This is a genomic window from Proteus vulgaris, from assembly GCF_023100685.1.
GTDB lineage: Bacteria > Pseudomonadota > Gammaproteobacteria > Enterobacterales > Enterobacteriaceae > Proteus.
Genome location: NZ_CP090064.1, coordinates 1,218,577 through 1,237,059 on the forward strand (window position 1 = coordinate 1,218,577; position 18,483 = coordinate 1,237,059).

Annotated in this window: 19 protein-coding genes and 1 pseudogene; 17 read left to right on the plus strand and 3 right to left on the minus strand. The window is 37.0% G+C overall.

The window, feature by feature from the left end; genetic code table 11:
* Window positions 1-139: 139 nt before the first annotated feature.
* From LW139_RS05770 to LW139_RS05795, 7 genes and pseudogenes are all read left to right on the plus strand, one after another.
* Window positions 140-415, plus strand: coding sequence for a hypothetical protein (locus LW139_RS05770; RefSeq protein ID WP_348983688.1), 276 nt, complete (start codon window positions 140-142; stop codon window positions 413-415).
* A gap of 3 nt (window positions 416-418) precedes the next feature.
* Window positions 419-925, plus strand: coding sequence for a contact-dependent growth inhibition system immunity protein (locus tag LW139_RS05775; protein WP_247850739.1), 507 nt, complete (start codon window positions 419-421; stop codon window positions 923-925).
* A gap of 283 nt (window positions 926-1,208) precedes the next feature.
* On the plus strand, window positions 1,209-1,484 hold the full coding sequence (locus LW139_RS20670; protein ID WP_337958122.1) for a hypothetical protein: 276 nt from the start codon (window positions 1,209-1,211) through the stop codon (window positions 1,482-1,484).
* Between the two features lie 3 nt (window positions 1,485-1,487).
* Window positions 1,488-1,994 carry a contact-dependent growth inhibition system immunity protein gene (locus tag LW139_RS05785; protein ID WP_166541053.1) on the plus strand — a complete coding sequence of 169 codons (507 nt, stop codon included), beginning with the start codon at window positions 1,488-1,490 and terminating at the stop codon, window positions 1,992-1,994.
* A 344-nt stretch (window positions 1,995-2,338) separates the two neighbouring features.
* A complete protein-coding gene (locus LW139_RS05790) occupies window positions 2,339-2,572 on the plus strand; it encodes a hypothetical protein (RefSeq protein ID WP_247850740.1) in 234 nt (77 codons plus the stop codon).
* A 35-nt stretch (window positions 2,573-2,607) separates the two neighbouring features.
* A pseudogene (locus LW139_RS20675) lies at window positions 2,608-2,748 on the plus strand (contact-dependent growth inhibition system immunity protein); the annotation flags it as partial.
* Window positions 2,749-2,875: 127 nt separating this feature from the next.
* The gene (locus LW139_RS05795) at window positions 2,876-4,288 is read left to right on the plus strand and encodes a hypothetical protein (protein WP_247850741.1); all 1,413 of its coding nucleotides are present in this window, start codon (window positions 2,876-2,878) and stop codon (window positions 4,286-4,288) included.
* A 132-nt stretch (window positions 4,289-4,420) separates the two neighbouring features.
* Here the strand turns inward: LW139_RS05795 and modE are convergent, their stop codons facing one another.
* Complete coding sequence (gene modE / locus LW139_RS05800) at window positions 4,421-5,212, minus strand: molybdenum-dependent transcriptional regulator (RefSeq protein ID WP_247850742.1); 792 nt, start codon at window positions 5,210-5,212, stop codon at window positions 4,421-4,423.
* Window positions 5,213-5,371: 159 nt separating this feature from the next.
* On the opposite strand from modE, the gene LW139_RS05805 reads away from it, so the two are divergent.
* From LW139_RS05805 to modC, 4 genes are all read left to right on the plus strand, one after another.
* Window positions 5,372-5,515, plus strand: a complete 144-nt coding sequence (locus LW139_RS05805) for an AcrZ family multidrug efflux pump-associated protein (protein ID WP_071788544.1) — start codon at window positions 5,372-5,374, stop codon at window positions 5,513-5,515.
* A gap of 803 nt (window positions 5,516-6,318) precedes the next feature.
* Window positions 6,319-7,089, plus strand: coding sequence for a molybdate ABC transporter substrate-binding protein (gene modA / locus LW139_RS05810; protein ID WP_166541056.1), 771 nt, complete (start codon window positions 6,319-6,321; stop codon window positions 7,087-7,089).
* Between the two features lie 17 nt (window positions 7,090-7,106).
* Window positions 7,107-7,799, plus strand: a complete 693-nt coding sequence (gene modB, locus LW139_RS05815; protein ID WP_036938363.1) for a molybdate ABC transporter permease subunit — start codon at window positions 7,107-7,109, stop codon at window positions 7,797-7,799.
* Entirely contained in the window at window positions 7,793-8,857 is a 1,065-nt protein-coding gene (gene modC, locus LW139_RS05820; protein ID WP_088493389.1) for a molybdenum ABC transporter ATP-binding protein ModC, read from the plus strand. Before modB ends, modC begins: the two co-directional genes overlap by 7 nt.
* Before the next feature lie 78 nt (window positions 8,858-8,935).
* Here modC and LW139_RS05825 read toward each other — a convergent pair whose 3' ends face one another.
* Window positions 8,936-9,757, minus strand: a complete 822-nt coding sequence (locus LW139_RS05825) for a pyridoxal phosphatase (protein WP_166541057.1) — start codon at window positions 9,755-9,757, stop codon at window positions 8,936-8,938.
* A 149-nt stretch (window positions 9,758-9,906) separates the two neighbouring features.
* On the opposite strand from LW139_RS05825, the gene pgl reads away from it, so the two are divergent.
* Complete coding sequence (gene pgl, locus LW139_RS05830; protein ID WP_227336591.1) at window positions 9,907-10,896, plus strand: 6-phosphogluconolactonase; 990 nt, start codon at window positions 9,907-9,909, stop codon at window positions 10,894-10,896.
* A gap of 74 nt (window positions 10,897-10,970) precedes the next feature.
* Here the strand turns inward: pgl and bioA are convergent, their stop codons facing one another.
* Window positions 10,971-12,245, minus strand: coding sequence for an adenosylmethionine--8-amino-7-oxononanoate transaminase (gene bioA / locus LW139_RS05835; RefSeq protein ID WP_227336592.1), 1,275 nt, complete (start codon window positions 12,243-12,245; stop codon window positions 10,971-10,973).
* A gap of 103 nt (window positions 12,246-12,348) precedes the next feature.
* Between bioA and bioB the strand changes: the two genes are divergently transcribed.
* The 5 genes from bioB to uvrB all read left to right on the plus strand — a co-directional run bounded on the left by bioB (window position 12,349) and on the right by uvrB (window position 18,444).
* Window positions 12,349-13,386, plus strand: coding sequence for a biotin synthase BioB (gene bioB, locus LW139_RS05840; RefSeq protein WP_247850743.1), 1,038 nt, complete (start codon window positions 12,349-12,351; stop codon window positions 13,384-13,386).
* Complete coding sequence (gene bioF, locus LW139_RS05845; protein ID WP_247850744.1) at window positions 13,386-14,549, plus strand: 8-amino-7-oxononanoate synthase; 1,164 nt, start codon at window positions 13,386-13,388, stop codon at window positions 14,547-14,549. The genes bioB and bioF overlap by 1 nt, the downstream gene beginning before the upstream one ends.
* A complete protein-coding gene (gene bioC / locus LW139_RS05850) occupies window positions 14,524-15,288 on the plus strand; it encodes a malonyl-ACP O-methyltransferase BioC (protein ID WP_247850745.1) in 765 nt (254 codons plus the stop codon). The genes bioF and bioC overlap by 26 nt, the downstream gene beginning before the upstream one ends.
* Window positions 15,281-15,964: a dethiobiotin synthase gene (gene bioD, locus LW139_RS05855; RefSeq protein ID WP_227336594.1), complete on the plus strand. Its 684-nt coding sequence runs from the start codon at window positions 15,281-15,283 to the stop codon at window positions 15,962-15,964. The genes bioC and bioD overlap by 8 nt, the downstream gene beginning before the upstream one ends.
* A gap of 470 nt (window positions 15,965-16,434) precedes the next feature.
* Window positions 16,435-18,444 (plus strand): excinuclease ABC subunit UvrB, encoded by a 2,010-nt coding sequence (gene uvrB, locus LW139_RS05860; protein WP_247850746.1) that lies wholly within the window; start codon window positions 16,435-16,437, stop codon window positions 18,442-18,444.
* The last annotated feature ends 39 nt before the right edge of the window (window positions 18,445-18,483 follow it).

The following is an 18,483-nucleotide window of genomic DNA, read 5'->3' on the forward strand; positions in this document are numbered from 1 at the left end:
AATGAGATAAAAAAATTGAACGTCTTTATGATATTAAAGTAACTGATCAACTTTATGATTTTTTGAATTATATAGGGCGTTGTAGTGGAGGTTTTTTTGGGGATGATCCTCTCATTATGATGCTAATACAGGTGAATATATTAGTGTAAAGACATTAAATACCCAAACAGCCTCAAGGATTAAAAATCCACAATCAATAGAAAATACATTAAATACATATATCTCAACTATGGATAAATATAGTGGCGATGGACGTGGAACTACAGAAATTTCTAAAAAAGATGTAAAATTAAAAACATTAGAATTAGGAGTTCCAGAAAAAACCACTAAAGAACAATGGGATGCTATTAATGACTCTATCAAAAATGCATCTTCAAAAAATATAAAAGTTAATATTACGATTATTGAGGAATAATTAATGTTTAAATTAAAAAATAATAAATTAAGAGCAAGTGTTTATTATAATGACGCTCATTATATTTTATTAACTTTTTCTGGCTATTCTATCTATATAATGGATCTAAAAAAAGGTTATAAAGTTTTACCTAATGATATTCTTGATGAAGAATTAGGTTGTTATGCAAAACTCGCTCTGATTAAAAGTGAACAAATTAAAGGAAGTTCAGATAAATTTAATCAAATGTATAAGGATAAAAAATCTTATCAAGATTGGATAAAAAAAATAATTAAAGAGTATGATTATAAAAATAAAACAGCACTTTTTAATAATATGAATCGATGTGGCTTAGAGCTTACAGATGATGAAATTACTATTAGTCCTCTAAACCATTTACGTATGGATCATTGGGTCGGTGAAGGAATACCTGATAGTGCAATTATTACGTTAAAAAGCAATTGTAGTGATGAGGTTTTAGGTGCCTCAATAAAAGAGGCATTTACGCGTTGTATTAGTCGAAAAGTTTAAATGGATACTAAATAAAATAATCTTATGATAATTATGGGTAAAGTGATTTTTCATTATATGAATAATAATCAATTAATAAATTATTTACATACTGTCTATCCAGAGCTTCCTATCAACATTCATAAAATAAAGGGGTATTCTGATGATGAGATAAAAAAATTGAACGTTTATATCGTATTAACGTAACAGAACAACTATATGATTTTCTAAGTTGTATGGGGCGTTGCAGTGGTGGTTTTTTTGGGGATGATCCTCTCATTATGATGCTAATACAGGTGAATATATTAGTGTAAAGACATTAAATACCCAAACAGCCTCAAGGATTAAAAATCCAAAATCAATAGAAAATACATTAAATACATATATTTCAACTATAGATAAATATTCGGGAGAAAGAAAGGGAAGAGCTGAGATTTTACCAAGTGATGTTAAATCAAAAACTCTAGAACTAGGTGTTCCTGCAAGAACAACCAAAGAACAATGGGATGCAATAAATAATTCTATCAAAAATGCATCTTCAAAAAATATTAAGATTAATATTACAATAGTTGAGGAGTAAATAGTGTCTATATCAAAAAAAAATAATTCAAGAGCAAATGTCTATTTTAACAATGATTATTATATTATAATAACCCTTTCAAAAAGTGGTATTTATTTGATGGATTTTAAAAAAGGTTATAAGGTTTTATCCAAAGATCCACTTGATGCTGATTTGGGTTTTTTTACAAGAAATGCATTAATCCAAAGCGAAATATTAGATGCTAATTCATCTGAATATCATGAAATGCGTAATGATGAAAAATCATATTCTGAATGGATAAAGAAAATAATTAAAGAGTATGATTATAAAAATAAAACGACACTATTCAAAAATATGAACTTATGTAGTGTAAATGTGACTGATGGTATCATATCTATTATTCCTTATGATCACTTACGATTGGATAATTGGATTGGTAAAAGCATACCTAACAACGCAATTATTACGTTAAAAAGCAATTGTAATGATGAGGTTTTAGGTGCCTCAATAAAAGAAGCATTTACACGTTGTATTAGTCGAAAAGTTTAAATGGATGCTAAATAAAATAATCTTATGATAATTATGAGTAAGGTGATTTTTCATTATATGAATAATAATCAATTAATAAATTATTTACATTCTGTCTATCCAGAGCTTCCTATCAATATTCATAAAATAAAGGGGTATTCTGATGATGAGATAAAAAAATTGAACGTCTTTATGATATTAAAGCAACTGATCAACTTTATGATTTTTTGAATTGTATTGGGCGTTGTAGTGGTGGTTTTTTTGGGAATGATCCTCTCATTTTTTACAAAGAATGGCTTATACGAGGGCATGTTCTATTCCAATACAGCTTAAGAGAGGAGTTATATAATCTGGAGTTGTGGGATATGTTAGAGCAAAAGCCATTTTTTATTTCAATAGAATCAGAAACTCAATATTATTTTCTGTTAACGTACTCAGATCAGCCTAACTTAGTTTATCATTATGATGAAAATGAATATAAGGTAAGAGCATTAGATAAAAATTTTAATGAATATCTAGGACATATAATTAGCTCTTATAACGAGAGCTTTATAACTCCTACACCAGTTTATTTTTCAGGTGATTTGTTGAGACTATAAAAAATTAGCTTTGATATTGAGTGTAAACCACAAATAACATCTTACGTATGGATCATTGGGTCGGCGAGGGAATACCTGATAGTGCAATTATTACATTAAAAAGCAATTGTAGTGATGAGGTTTTAGGTGCCTCAATAAAAGAAGCATTTACGCGTTGTATTAGTCGGAAAGTTTAAATTTATTATTCTACTGATATTACTAAATAATTACTCTAAGAAATAGAACTAATTAGTATTAGCAATATACATAGTAATTTTCTGCCATATTAAATATAAAAAATAATCAATCAGTGAAGGGATATATATGCACAGCCTGCGTTTTTTAATTATTTTATTTTTATTTCTACCTTATTTGCTATTTTCTTTTGTCTATGCAACGGATAAGCTATTATTAATAAATAATGAAATTAATCCATTGTCTATAGTTAGGAACCATGATCGTGTGAATTACATGGTGTCATTAACAGATAATAATGGAGAAAAAACTCAACATTGGCATTCTGTTGATTGTAAGCAGAACAAGGCTCAGTTTTTATATAAGGATGTATTGAATGAAGATGGGCTAACCAAAGCTCGTTATTACGGTAATAGTTATTTTCGCTATGCACCAGCTCAAGATAATAAGCTGATGGCATCAGAGAATATTCGTATGATTTGTCAATTTCCAATAAAAGAAGCGCTATGGGAAAAATTATCTGACACATCTATGAGCGGTATAACGGATCTTGTTGATATTAATAGTATTCAGCATATTGGCGACATATTATCAGTACGTACAGGATATGATTTTGCAGAAACCATCTGGGAACCTCCTTATGATGCACCTCTTGAGCTAAAGATTGAGCACTATTTATATAATTGTAAAACTCATCAGGGCGACGCTATAGTTGCAATGAACTTAGATCGTGAAGGGTACGTTACTGATTCGCTGATCACTGATGATATTATTCGTCGTAAAGATAGTTTCAAAATAGATCTTAAAATGAGGCAACTTTTCAATCAATTATGTCAGTTACCAGAAGGAAAAAAGTTTACTGCTGAAGGACACTTTGTACCTGCTATTAATAAGCCTGCATCAACATTGATGAGGCTAACAATGCCTGATTTAAGTAATAATAACCCGTACTGGCTTAATAAATTTCCACTTTCTAAGGCAATTAATAATAAAACTCAATCATTGGTAAAACCATTGGCTCTTCCTCATTTTAAACAGATCAGTTATACCATAGTAAACGAGTACGCTAAGATTAATGTACAACTGGTTGCACAACCAGATGGCTATATACGTAAGCTAGAAGATTATGGTATCTGGACAGTGCAACGTTTAACACTGGCTAATCAATTACAATTAAAGTTTGCCATGTCTATTAGCCACGATATTTCAGTGCTCCGTAAGTTACAGACAGATTTGAGATTCCCATTAGTAGTTGGTCAGCAATATCAAGCACAGTGGGAAAGCATTGATTCCAAAAAAGAAGTAATAGCTTCATCAATACGTTGTAATGTGATAAGCGAAGGAGATGCGCGTAGCATTGCATCTGAGTTTAGTGGAAAATATCTGTTAGTTGAGTGTCACGAAACTCATCAAGGACAATTGAAAATCAGTAGCAAACAAGCTTGGTTACAAGACTTTAATGTTTTTGTTCCTGTTATCATACAATTAGGCGATAGACCTGAAAGTTCAGTCAAGCTGGAAAACGTTAGCATCATACGTTAATTAGAAGCTTATTAGAATAAAATTGATTTATGTAAATGTTATTCCTAATTAAAAACCATCACTTAATATTATTGTTAAAATAATAACTAAGTGATGGTTTTATTTTTTATTTAAAAGTAATCATATTAATGATTAACACAGTGTTGCAACAATCACCTGATCAGCATTAAATAAAGCGGTTACGCTGTCATTAATATGCAGTTTTTGCTCTTTAACATGCTGATTAGAACATGTGGCACAAACTTCTTGTCCACCTTCTAATGTCACCACTAATTCGCTGTTTTCACTACCTGTCTCAATTTGAGTGAGTGTGCCTGAAAGCGCATTGTCATATTGCTGTGTTAAAGAAGTTCCTTTTTCAATATTGACCCAAGGTGCTTTAATTAAAATCAGTACTTCTTTACCTTTTTTAAGTCCTAGGCGATCAGCGCTTTTCTCTGTCAAAGCAGCACGAATGATCGTTTTTCTATCTGCAAGTAGCACATTAACATGTTGTTGAACTTGTAGGTTATCACGCTCAATGATCGTACCAAAAAATTGGTTTCTAGCACTGGTCTGTAATGAAAAACGAGAAATAGCGGCTAAAAGACTATCAAGAGGGAGTGAATCATCTTTCAATACATCAAAGGCTTTTTGCTGAATTTGACCGAGCAGATCGTAAAGTTGAAGTAAGCGCTCACAATAATGTGTGAGAGTTGCACCACCGCCACCTTTACCGCCTGTTGCTCTATCAACAAGAAGTTCGTCTGCGAGTTGATTCATTTCATTAATGGCGTCCCAGGCACTTTTATAACTAATGCCTGCCATTTTTGCCCCTTGACTAATTGAACCCGTCGCTTTGATTTGTTTTAACAGCGCAACGCGGCGAGGATCGGCAAAGAGCTTATCTTGAAGTTTAAGAGTTAATAATATTTCTGCTTGCATAATGATAGGCTTCTTCTTTTTTTGTGTGTTTATCGCATTTTTTGTGCCGACACAAAGCGATAATTCTCTAGAATATATACATCTATAGCGTTATTATTCGTCATTCGTGAAGAAATGCCAACTCTGGCTTTCCGAATATACCATGATAAAGAGGTTATCATGCTTGAATTATTGAAAAGTTTAGGGTTTGCTCTCTTGATGGTACCTGTTGTTATGGTACTGATTATGGGCATCATTTATGGTTTAGGTGAAGTGTTTAACTTGATTTCACCAAGTCAGCCAAAAGCAGACAAAAAATCATAATTTCTCCCTTCCTGATTTAGAACAGCCCTTTATTTTGTAGAGGGCTGTTTTTTTATACTCATGATACTCGTCATACTTCAAGCCACAGCGTTGTTGACTGTGTTCTCATTCGCACTAGCCACATACTCATGATACTCGTCATACTTCAAGCCACAGCGTTGTTGACTGTGTTCTCATTCGCACTAGCCACATACTCATGATACTCGTCATACTTCAAGCCACAGCGTTGTTGACTGCGTTCATTCGCACTAGTCACATACTTGTGTATGCTCCTAGTGACTCATTCACTTGTCGCCTAGCTGTGACTTGAATTATTTAGAGTATCGACTTGTTATGCATTGATTTATTAATAAATTTTATTTTTGGTCACAGGTTATATGCTCCTAGTGACTCATTCACTTGTCGCCTAGCTGTGACTTGAATTATTTAGAGTATCGACTTGTTATGCATTGATTTATTAATAAATTTTATTTTTGGTCACAGGTTATATGCTCCTAGCGACTCATTCACTTGCCGCCTAGTTGTGACTTGAATTATTTAGAGTATCGACTTGTTATGCATTGATTTATTAATAAATTTTATTTTTGGTCACAGGTTATATGCTCCTAGTGACTCATTCACTTGTCGCCTAGCTGTGACTTGAATTATTTAGAGTATATAAGTTTACCTATCTTCATTTTCTGTTTCTTTTTAATGGTTATATTTATTGATATATAACCAGTTTCTAACATCTAATCCTTTCATTTTACGCTGTATCTTGGTATATACAGCGTGTCATCCTTTAATTTAAGTGGAATTAGAACATGAAAAAATTATCAGGCAAGTTACTTGCTGGCGCAGTTATCTCTTTTGCTTTAGTAAGCCAAAGTTTTGCATCGGAAAAAGTAACGGTATTTGCTGCCGCTTCTCTTACCAATGCTCTTAATGAAATTTCGGCACAATATAAGCAAGAGAAACAAGCTGAAGTTGTTGCGTCTTATGCATCTTCTTCAACGCTGGCTCGCCAAATTGAACAGGGCGCACCTGCAAATCTGTTTATTTCAGCAGACCAGCAGTGGATGGACTACGCAATCGATAAAAATTTAATGGTTGCAGATTCACGTCATACACTATTAGGTAATGATTTAGTACTCATTGCCCCTAAAGATAGTAAATTAAATGACGTTGTTATTAATAAGGAAACTAAATGGAAATCCTTACTTAATGGCGGAAAACTAGCCGTTGGCGATCCTGACCATGTGCCTGTTGGTATCTATGCAAAAGAATCATTAGAATATTTAGGTGCATGGGATACAGTAAGCCCAGATATGGCGCGTACTAATAACGTACGTAGCGGTATGGCGCTGGTTGAACGTGATGAAGCACCATTAGGTATCGTATACGGTTCTGATGCGGTTGCGAGTGATAAAGTGAAAGTGGTCGGCGTATTCCCAGCTGATAGCCACAAACCTGTTGAGTATCCAATGGCAGTTGTAAAAGGTCAGGACAATAAAGCAGTTCGTGATTTTTATGACTATCTGAAAACACCTCAAGCCGCAGAAATCTTTAAGAAATACGGCTTTAGCCCACTGTAGGAATTATACTTTTGGAGATGTTAAGTGAATACGAATGGCAAGCCATTATACTAAGCCTTAAGGTATCGACTGTAGCAGTTATTATTAGTCTACCTTTTGGTATTTTTATGGCTTGGCTTTTAGTTAGGGTACGTTTTCCCGGTAAATCATTGCTTGATAGCATTATCCATTTACCTTTAGTTCTACCTCCTGTTGTGGTCGGTTATCTTTTACTGATCAGTATGGGGAGACGTGGATTTATTGGTGAATGGCTGTATGACTGGTTTGGTTTTAGCTTTACCTTTAGTTGGCGAGGCGCAGCACTTGCATCCGCAGTCGTTGCATTTCCACTGATGGTAAGAGCGATCAGATTAGCATTAGAAGCTGTCGATCAACGTATGGAACAAGCGGCGAGAACCTTAGGGGCTTCACCGATACGCGTCTTTTTTACCATAACATTACCTTTGTCTATGCCAGGGATCATCGCAGGAATTGTGTTGGCATTTGCGCGCTCATTGGGAGAATTTGGCGCAACAATCACTTTCGTCTCCAATATTCCGGGGGAAACAAGAACTATTCCTCTGGCAATGTATACCTTGATTGAAACACCGGGAGCGGAAATGGATGCCGCTCGTTTATGTGTTATTGCAATTATTTTGGCGCTCGTCTCTTTAATGGCTTCAGAGTGGCTAACTCGTTGGGGTCGTAAAAGATTGGGGGGCGTATGCTAGAGATGAATTTTAAACAGACGCTAGGATCACTGCGTCTGGAAGTCAATACTGAACTACCAACAGAAAGTATTACCGCTGTCTTTGGTTTATCCGGAGCGGGCAAAACCTCACTGATTAATGTGATTGGCGGCTTAACAAAACCAGATTCAGGGCGGATTGTATTAAACAATCACACACTGGTTGATACTGAAAAGAAAATTTATCTGCCACCTGAAAAACGTAAAGTGGGTTATGTATTCCAAGATGCGCGGCTGTTTCCTCATTACACCGTAAAAGGAAATCTGCTTTACGGTATGTCGCCGACAATGAAAGTGCAGTTTGATCGCATTATTCATTTGTTAGGGATTGGTCATTTACTCTCTCGTTTTCCGATCACCTTATCAGGTGGTGAAAAACAGCGTGTTGCCATAGGGCGAGCGTTGTTAACAGCACCTGATATTATGCTAATGGATGAGCCTTTAGCATCGCTTGATTTACCGCGTAAACGTGAGCTACTGCCATATTTAGAAAAGCTCTCACAAGATGTACAAATTCCTATTTTGTATGTGAGCCATAGTCTTGATGAAATTATTCGACTTGCAGATAACGTCATTGTGATGGATGCAGGAAAAATTAAGGCGACAGGTAAACTTGAAGATGTCTGGGCAAGCAGTGCATTACGTCCTTGGTTACAAAAAGAGACATTAAGCAGTATCGCCAATGTAATGGTTGTAGAACACCATAGCCATTACGATATGACCGCAACGGCTTTTGGTAACCAAGTGTTGTGGCTGCCTCAAATCGAGACTAAAATTGGTCGTGATGTGCGTGTCCGTATTGATGCTTCTGATGTGTCATTAACAACGACTCGTCCATCAAATAGCAGTATTCGTAATATTTTGCATATGAAAGTGGTTGAAACCATTAAAAATGATGGCCAAGTTGATGTGAAACTTGTCAATGATGGTAATTATTTATGGGCAAGGATCACGCCTTGGGCAAAAGATGAATTGAATATTCAAGAAGGGCAGTGGCTTTATGCGCAAATAAAGAGTATTTCGCTAAGTCGTCATCTTTGAGTTATCAGTTACATTTGTCGATAAAAAAGACCTCATTTTAAGTGAGGTCTTTTTCTTTTGGGCGATATAAAAATAGGACTAAGACAGAATATATTTATGAATAGTCTCTGCAATACCTGGTTGTGAATTTACTTTGGTGACCATTTTAGCGCGAGCTTTCACTTCATCTGAAGCATTACCCATTGCAACACCTAAGCCAACATGCTCTAGCATGCTAAGATCATTAAAATTATCACCAAAGGCAATAACGTCACTCATATTCATGCCATTCGCTTCAACCCAGCGTTGTAAACGGCGACCTTTACTGTTGCCTTTTTTGGCGATATCAACTTGATCAACCCAAGACCATTCGCATTCTAAACCGACTTGTTGCTCAATTTTTTCAACTAAAGTGCGTAATTCATCATGATCAGGCGTTGTTGTCGCAATTTTCCAAATAGCATTAACATCATGCATGGCTTTATAGAAATCATCGACTTTGATTAAATTTGGACGCTGTGCGGTAGGCAATGTTTCTGACCATTTTAAAGTACGTTGTACTGGGGCTGATAGTTGGTCATACATCATTGCATCATCAGCATAAACTAAGTGATGTACATCTGTTTGTTTAACGAGATCTAATACTGCGCTGGTTTCTTGGGTAGTTAATGGATCGGATTCCAGTACCTTTTTACCAATATAGTCATAAAGGTAAGTCCCATTACAGCAGATCGCAGGGGTATCAAGATCGAGTGCTTGATAGAATGGATGAATAGCAACATGATGGCGACCTGTTACAATTAAGACTTTAACACCTGCTTTTCTTGCAAGATTGAGTGCTTCTAAAGATTCTGGCAGGATACGTTTTTGGTCATCAAGCAGTGTGCCATCAAGATCCAAAGCAATAACGCGATATGACATAAATAAGCCCCTTGATAGTATTAAGATGCAATGTTGCTGATGGTACACGTTAACTAATAAAAGATAAACTAGCTTAATCGTGACAACCAAACGTTAGTTTTTCTATTATTCTTTATAAATCAATGGGTAATCTGTTTTAAGGAGAAGGGATGAAACAGCTAGTCTACGTAGCAAGTCCAGAGAGTCAGCAAATCCATGTTTATTCATTAAATACTGAAGGTGAAATGGATTTATTGCAGGTTGTTGAGGTTGCAGGGCAAGTACAACCGATGATTGCAAGTGCGGATGGAAAATATCTTTATGTAGGTATTCGTCCTCATTTTAGTGTAGTGACATTTGCGATAGCAGCCGATGGTCAGTTAGAACAAAAGGCTATCACTTCCATTCCAAGTACTCCTGTTCATTTATGCTTAGATAAAACTGGGCGTTTCTTATTTGTTCCTTCCTATCATCAAGGCAATTTGGCTGTTTTGCCTATTAATGAGATGGGGGTCCCTCAATCACCTATTCAAATTATTGACGGATTAAATAAGCCTCACTCATCTAATATCGATTGGAATAATAAACAACTAATTGTTCCTTGCTTAGGTGAAGATCATATTCGTTTATTTAATTTATCAGAAGACGGTCGTTTAACCGAGGCGGGAACTGAAGAGCTGACAACAGCACAAAATGCAGGCCCTCGTCATATGGCGTTTCATCCTAATGGGGATGTGTTCTATTGCCTTAATGAATTAGATGCGACAATCAATGTATATCGTCGTATGGGGGATTTATATCGTTTAATGCAAACGGTCGATATTGTCCCTGAAACATTTAACAGTACTCGTTGGGCATCAGATATTCATATCACACCTGATGGCCGTTTTCTTTATGCCAGCGAACGCTCTGAAAGCTTTATCTGTGCGATGGCAATTTCAGAAGCGGGCGACTATTTACAACCTGTGGGGCATTACTCAACACAGACACAGCCTCGTGGTTTTAATCTTGATAATACAGGCAATTATCTGATTTCTTGTGGTCAAAAATCAGATTTTGCTTCTGTTTCTCGTATTGATAAACACACCGGCGTATTAACTGAATTAGCTTGTTACCCAGTAGGTAAAGGCGCAATGTGGGTTACCGTTGTGACAAAATAACTGTCACAGTATAAAAAACACTGTGAACCTCTAGCAAAACATTACCTTGCTAGAGGTTTATTTTGATGAAAGATTTATGAAAGATTAACCACTTTTTCAATAGCTTGAGTGAGTTTAGCGAGGCTTGCTGGTGGCATAATAAATGGTGGCATAATATAAATCAGTTTGCCAAAAGGCCTGATCCAAACCCCTTCCTCTACAAAGATTTTTTGTAATTTTGCCATATTAACGGGCTCGTTCATTTCGACCACGCCAATCGCCCCTAAAACCCGCACATCTTTGACACTTTTAGTCTGTTTTAACGGTAATAGCTCGCGTTTTAGCTGTTTTTCAATTTCTGCAACTTGGTTTATCCAATCGCCTTTTGCTAATAGAGATAAACTGGCATCAGCAACAGCACAAGCCAAAGGATTTCCCATATAAGTAGGGCCATGCATAAAGCATCCTGCATCACCTTGGCTGATAGTTTCTGCGATATGACGTGTAGTTAAAGTGGCTGATAAAGTCATATATCCACCTGTTAATGCTTTACCTACACACATAATATCTGGCGATATTTCAGCATGTTCACAGGCAAATAGCTTACCTGTTCGACCAAAACCAGTGGCAATTTCATCTGCAATTAATAACACATCAAATTCATTACACAGGGCTCTTGCGTGTTTTAAATATTCAGGATGATAAATTCGCATTCCGCCCGCACCTTGGACAATTGGTTCAAGCATAACGGCGGCAATTTCTTGATGATGTTGCTCTAGTGTTGAGCGTAATGAGTTAATATCAGCTGGCTCCCACTCTTCATAAAAGCCTGTTTTAGGTGCATCTACAAAGAGATGATTAGGTAAGTAACCTTTGTACAGACTGTGCATGGAGTTATCTGGATCACACACTGACATCGCGCCAAAGGTATCGCCATGATAACCCTGTTTTAACGCCACAATACGTTGACGTTTTTCACCTTTAGCCTGCCAATATTGCAAGGCCATTTTCAGAGCAACTTCAACGGCAACCGAACCTGAATCTGCTAGAAATATGCATTCAAGAGGCTCTGGTGTTATCGCTAATAATTTTCGACAAAGTGATACTGCAGGGGGATGAGTAATGCCACCAAACATAACATGAGACATATTGTTTAGTTGTGTGGTAACCGCATTATTAAGTTCAGGATGATTATATCCATGAATTGCCGCCCACCATGAAGACATTCCATCAATCAGTTTTCTACCATCAGCTAAGACTAATTCAACGCCTTTTGCACTGACGATAGGGTAAGCAGGTAACGGATTACTCATTGAGGTGTATGGATGCCAAATGTGGCGTAAATCGAAAGCGATATCTTCAGGTGTCATTCTATTTTTCACTTAATCATGTAAACCAATGGTGATCAATTTTAGTTGACATGATAACCCTATTATTTAAACTGGCAATCACTTTTAAACAGGAGATTGTATTGTGAGCACACTAAAACGCTGGACATTAAAAGAAGCCAGAGCATTGTTTGATATGCCATTTTTAGATTTGGTTTTTCAAGCACAACAAGTGCATCGTCAACATTTTGACCCTTCACAGATCCAAGTGAGTACTTTGCTTTCTATTAAAACAGGGGCTTGTCCTGAAGATTGTAAATATTGTGCTCAAAGTGCGCGCTATAAAACGGGATTAGAAAAAGAGCGTTTAATGGAAGTGCAGCAAGTGATTGAATCGGCAAAAAAAGCGAAAGCAACAGGTTCAACGCGTTTTTGTATGGGAGCCGCTTGGAAAAATCCTCATGAACGTGACATGCCTTATCTTGAACAGATGGTGAAAGAAGTCAAAGCATTAGGTATGGAAACTTGTATGACTTTGGGCAAGTTAGATGATTCACAAGCTAACCGATTAGCAGATGCAGGACTGGATTTTTATAACCACAACCTTGATACCTCACCTGAATTTTATGGCAGTATCGTGACAACGCGAACATATCAAGATCGCTTAGATACACTTGATAAAGTGCGCAATGCTGGTATTAAAGTGTGTTCGGGTGGAATTTTAGGGTTAGGCGAGGAAGTGAAAGATCGTGCCGCAATGTTAGTGCAATTAGCCAATTTGCCACAGCCTCCTGAAAGTGTGCCGATTAATATGTTAGCCAAAATCAAAGGTACTCCATTAGCTGATAATGAAGATGTCGATCCTTTTGATTTTATTCGTACTATCGCCGTTGCTCGTATCATGATGCCACGCTCTTATGTACGTCTTTCTGCCGGTCGTGAGCAAATGAGTGAACAAACACAAGCATTCTGCTTTATGGCTGGGGCGAACTCTATTTTCTATGGTTGCAAATTATTAACAACAACCAATCCAACCGAAGATAAAGATCACCAATTATTCCGTAAATTAGGCTTAAATCCTGAACGATTAGCAGTATCTATGGGCGACAATCAGCAAGAAGAAGCTTTGATACAAGCTGTTGCCAATAAAGACACTGAACAATTTTATAACGCGGCACTGTAATGAGTTGGCAAACCTATTTAGATAAACAACTTAATGGGCGTAGAAATACGCCATTATGGCGAAAACGCAAAGTGATCAAACAGGCGGAGGGACGCTTTTTGATCACCACATCCGGTGAAAAATACCTTAATTTTTCCGGCAATGATTATTTAGGCATTAGCCAGCATGCAGACGTTATTAAAGCATGGCAACAAGGTGCTGATGAGTACGGTGTAGGTAGCGGTGGATCAGGGCATATCACTGGATTTACACAAGCTCATGCGCAATTAGAACAGCATCTCGCAGATTGGCTGGGTTACGATAATGCATTGTTATTTTCATCTGGCTATAGCGCTAACCAAGGTGTTATTTCAGCATTACTTGAAAAAGACGATGCTATCATTGCGGATAAACTATGCCATGCCTCGTTAATGGAAGCCGCCGTATTATCACCCGCCACATTATGGCGTTTTTTACACAACTCTTCTGACTCTTTATCTCAACGACTTAACAAAACGTCGGCTAGTAAAACCTTGGTGGTTACAGAAGGGGTATTTAGCATGGATGGAGATCAAGCACCATTAACAGAAATAGCAACAATAAGCCAACAACATGATGCATGGTTAATGGTCGATGACGCACACGGTATTGGTGTTTTAGGTAAAGAAGGTCGAGGTAGTTGTGATGAAGCGGGTATCAAACCTGAGCTATTAGTGGTGACTTTTGGTAAGGCTTTTGGTGTCAGTGGGGCGGCTGTGCTTTGTAATAAGCCAACCGCAGAGTTTTTTGAACAATATGCTCGTCATCTTATTTACAGTACATCAATGCCACCGGCACAAGCTATAGCCTTAAACTCTGCTTTGAATGTTATTAAGCAAGCGAATAATGAACGGGAATATCTTCAACAATTAATTGATACCTTTCGGCAAGGCGTTATTTCACTTCCTATTAAATTATTGCCTTCACAAACGGCTATTCAGCCAGTAATTATTGGTGATGAGCAATTATGCCAAACACTTTCAGATTATCTGCAATCTAAAGGGCTTTGGGTAAAAGCTATCTTTCCACCTACAGTTCCACCTCATAGTGCACGTTTACGAATAACGTTAACCACTCGCCATCACCTTTCAGATATTAAGCTGTTAATCGAGACGCTTCATGCATTCTTTAGTCAAAACAGATAAACAACGTATAGCTCAAACCTTTGGTAAAGCCGCTGTTCATTACGATAATCACGCTAATATTCAGCGCTACAGTGGTAATAAATTAATGGATTTAGCACGTCATGATAGTGGCAATATTGTGTTAGATGCAGGATGTGGAACAGGGTATTTCAGCCAAAAATGGAAACAGCAAGGCAAGTTTGTTATTGCACTTGATTTATCACATCGGATGCTACAAGTGGCAAAACAACAACAACGGGCAGATGGTTATCTACAAAGTGATATAGAACATTGTGCAATTACGTCACAAAGTGTGGATATCGTGTTTAGTAATTTAGCGATGCAATGGTGTGATGATTTATCCGTTGCGATTAACTCACTCATGAAAGCAGTAAATAAAAAAGGTGCACTTTATTTCTCAACACTCACTACATTGACACTGCAAGAAGTCAGAGATGCTTGGCAATCTCTTGATAAACATCCCCATGTTAATCCTTTTTTATCGCTTCACGATATTGAGAAAGCGTGTCGTGGTTTTCATTGTCAATTTTCTATTGAAACTGTCACAGAACAATATGACTCATTACATGCGCTCTTTGCTTCTTTGAAGGGCGTTGGTGCCAATTTTGTGCAGGGTGATCGACAAAAAGGGTTAATGACACGACAGAAATTTCGTGCACTAGAAAAGGTATGGAAAATAGAATTTGGTAAATATTTACTTACTTATCAAATTGTTATAGGAAAAATATTACATGACTAAGACATGGTTTTTAACAGGTACAGATACAGAAGTAGGTAAAACCGTGGTAAGTAGTGCTCTGTTACAATGTGCAGCGCATCAAGGATATCAAACCACGGGCTATAAACCAGTTGCTTCGGGAAGTGAGTGGCTAAATGAAGGTTTACGTAATTCAGATGCACTTACATTGCAAAAATTCAGTACGGTAAAGTTAGATTATCACCGTGTTAATCCTTACTGTTTTGAAACACCTACATCGCCTCATATTGTCAGCGATGAAATGAATCAGCCTATTGATTTTAATGTAATGTCAGAAGGTTTATCGTATTTAAAACAGCAGGCCGATTGGATTTTAGTTGAAGGGGCTGGTGGTTGGTTTACGCCACTATCAGAAAAACAATTTTTTTCTGATTGGGTTATTAATGAACAGCTTCCCGTTATTTTAACAGTAGGTGTTAAATTGGGTTGTATTAATCATGCGTTATTAACGCAACAAGCAATTATTCAATCTGGTTTAACATTGGCGGGTTGGGTTGCCAATGAGGTTGAACCCGCAGGGCGATATCAGAAGGAATATCTGGCAACATTAAAGCAGCATATTAAAGCACCGTTCTTAGGCAAAATACCCTATTTAAATGAAGTAAAAGAGCATAACTTTACGCCTTACCTCGATCTTTCTTGTTTAAAACTAGGTTGATAAGCCATTATTGGGTAAATGATAAAAGTCTATTTTTTATGCCAATAAAAAAATAAAAAAAATAAATTTTGCCAATTTTGAGGGATATTTTAAGCTGGAAAAAAAGACGTAACCTACCGAGAGATAACAACTTTGTGTAGTTATCCACTATTCCTGTGGATAACCTTGTGTATTACCATTATAAAAATACTCTGAATAGAGAGAATACAAGGCATTGCTAAAGATTGGCGTTATTCTCAACTTTTATTTTTAATTCTTATATATCAATTAATTAAATAAAATCAATAGAGCGAATGTTGTTGACGTGTCTCTTTGAATAATTCACAAAATAGGGGCTTGCTTTTTGAAAAAATCCCAGTTCTAAAACTGGGGATAACTTATGCTAATTATTCAGATAAATTTTAGTAGATAGAGATTGAAGCTGGATTTTTATCCAGTATCATAAGGAGTGTCAGCGAGGAGAAGAAAATATGAGCAAAGCTTTTAAACTGTATTCTGAATTTAAGCCTGCTGGTGATCAACCTACGGCTATAGCTTCACTTTGTGAAGGATTAGACGATGGGCTTGCACATCAAACCCTTTTAGGGGTAACTGGTTCAGGTAAAACTTTTACTATTGCTAATGTGATAGCCAACTTAAATCGGCCTACGATGGTGCTTGCGCCAAATAAAACCTTAGCAGCGCAGCTTTACAGTGAAATGAAAGAATTCTTTCCTGAAAATGCAGTGGAATACTTTGTTTCTTATTACGATTATTATCAGCCAGAAGCCTATGTACCAAGTTCTGACACCTTTATTGAAAAAGATGCTTCTGTTAACGAACATATTGAACAAATGCGTCTGTCTGCCACTAAAGCCCTATTAGAGCGTAAAGACGTGATTGTGGTGTCATCCGTTTCTGCGATTTATGGTTTAGGTGATCCTGATAGCTATTTAAAAATGATGCTTCACCTTACAAACGGCATGATAATCGACCAACGTGCAATTTTGCGTCGTCTCGCTGATCTACAATATACTCGTAATGATCAAGCTTTTCAGCGCGGGACATTTCGTGTCCGTGGTGAAGTGATTGATATCTTTCCTGCTGAATCTGATGATTATGCATTACGTGTTGAGCTCTTTGATGAAGAAGTCGAACGTCTTTCACTGTTTGATCCTTTAACTGGGCAAATTCACTATAATGTGCCTCGTTTTACCGTTTATCCTAAAACGCACTATGTCACCCCGCGTGAACGAATACTTGAAGCGATGGAAGAAATCAAAAAAGAACTCGCAGAGAGACGTAAAGTACTTTTAGCTAACGATAAACTTGTTGAAGAGCAACGCGTAACACAGCGTACTCAATTTGATCTCGAAATGATGAATGAGTTGGGGTATTGCTCCGGTATCGAGAACTATTCACGTTATTTATCGGGTAGAGGCCCCGGTGAGCCACCTCCAACCCTGTTTGATTACCTTCCTGCTAACGGTTTATTAGTGATTGATGAATCACACGTTACTATTCCTCAAATTGGTGGAATGTATAAAGGTGACCGCTCGCGTAAAGAAACCTTAGTTGAATATGGCTTCCGTTTACCTTCTGCGCTTGATAACCGTCCATTGCGTTTCGAAGAATTTGAGGCGTTAGCACCACAAACGATTTATGTTTCAGCAACACCAGGTAAATATGAGCTTGAAAAATCAGGTGATGAAATTGTCGAACAAGTTGTAAGACCAACAGGTTTACTTGATCCGATTATTGAAGTGCGACCTGTTACGACACAAGTTGATGATTTGCTTTCTGAAATTCGTATTCGTGCTGAGAAAAATGAACGTGTATTGGTTACCACATTAACAAAACGGATGGCAGAAGATTTAACAGAATATTTAGAAGAGCATGGTGAGCGAGTTCGCTATTTACACTCTGATATCGATACTGTTGAACGTGTTGAAATTATTCGTGATTTGCGCCTTGGTGAGTTTGATGTATTAGTCGGTATCAACTTACTCCGAGAGGGGTTGGATATGCCAGAGGTCTCTTTGGTGGCCATTTTGGATGCAGATAAAGAAGGTTTCTTGCGTTCAGAGCGTTCATTAATTCAGACTATCGGTCGTGCGGCTCGTAACCTTGAAGGTAAAGCAATTTTATATGGCGATAGAATTACGGACTCAATGGCGAAAGCAATTGGTGAAACTGAACGTCGTCGTGAGAAACAGCAACAATTTAACCTTGAACATGGCATTGTACCTAAAGGGTTAAACAAGAAAGTCGGGGATATTCTTAAGATTGGTCAACCTTCTCAAGGTCGTAACAAGAAAGGGCATAAAGCAAAAGATATTCATGAAAATTACCCATTATTATCGACTGCTGAATTGGAAAAAGAGATCCAGCGTTTAGAAGCTGAAATGTACCAACATGCCAAAGATCTTGAGTTTGAAAAAGCCGCAAGTACGCGAGATAAACTACAAGCGTTGCGTGCTCAATTTATTGCGAACTCTTAATAATAGAATTTAAACCAGCACAATAAAGGGATATCTGTA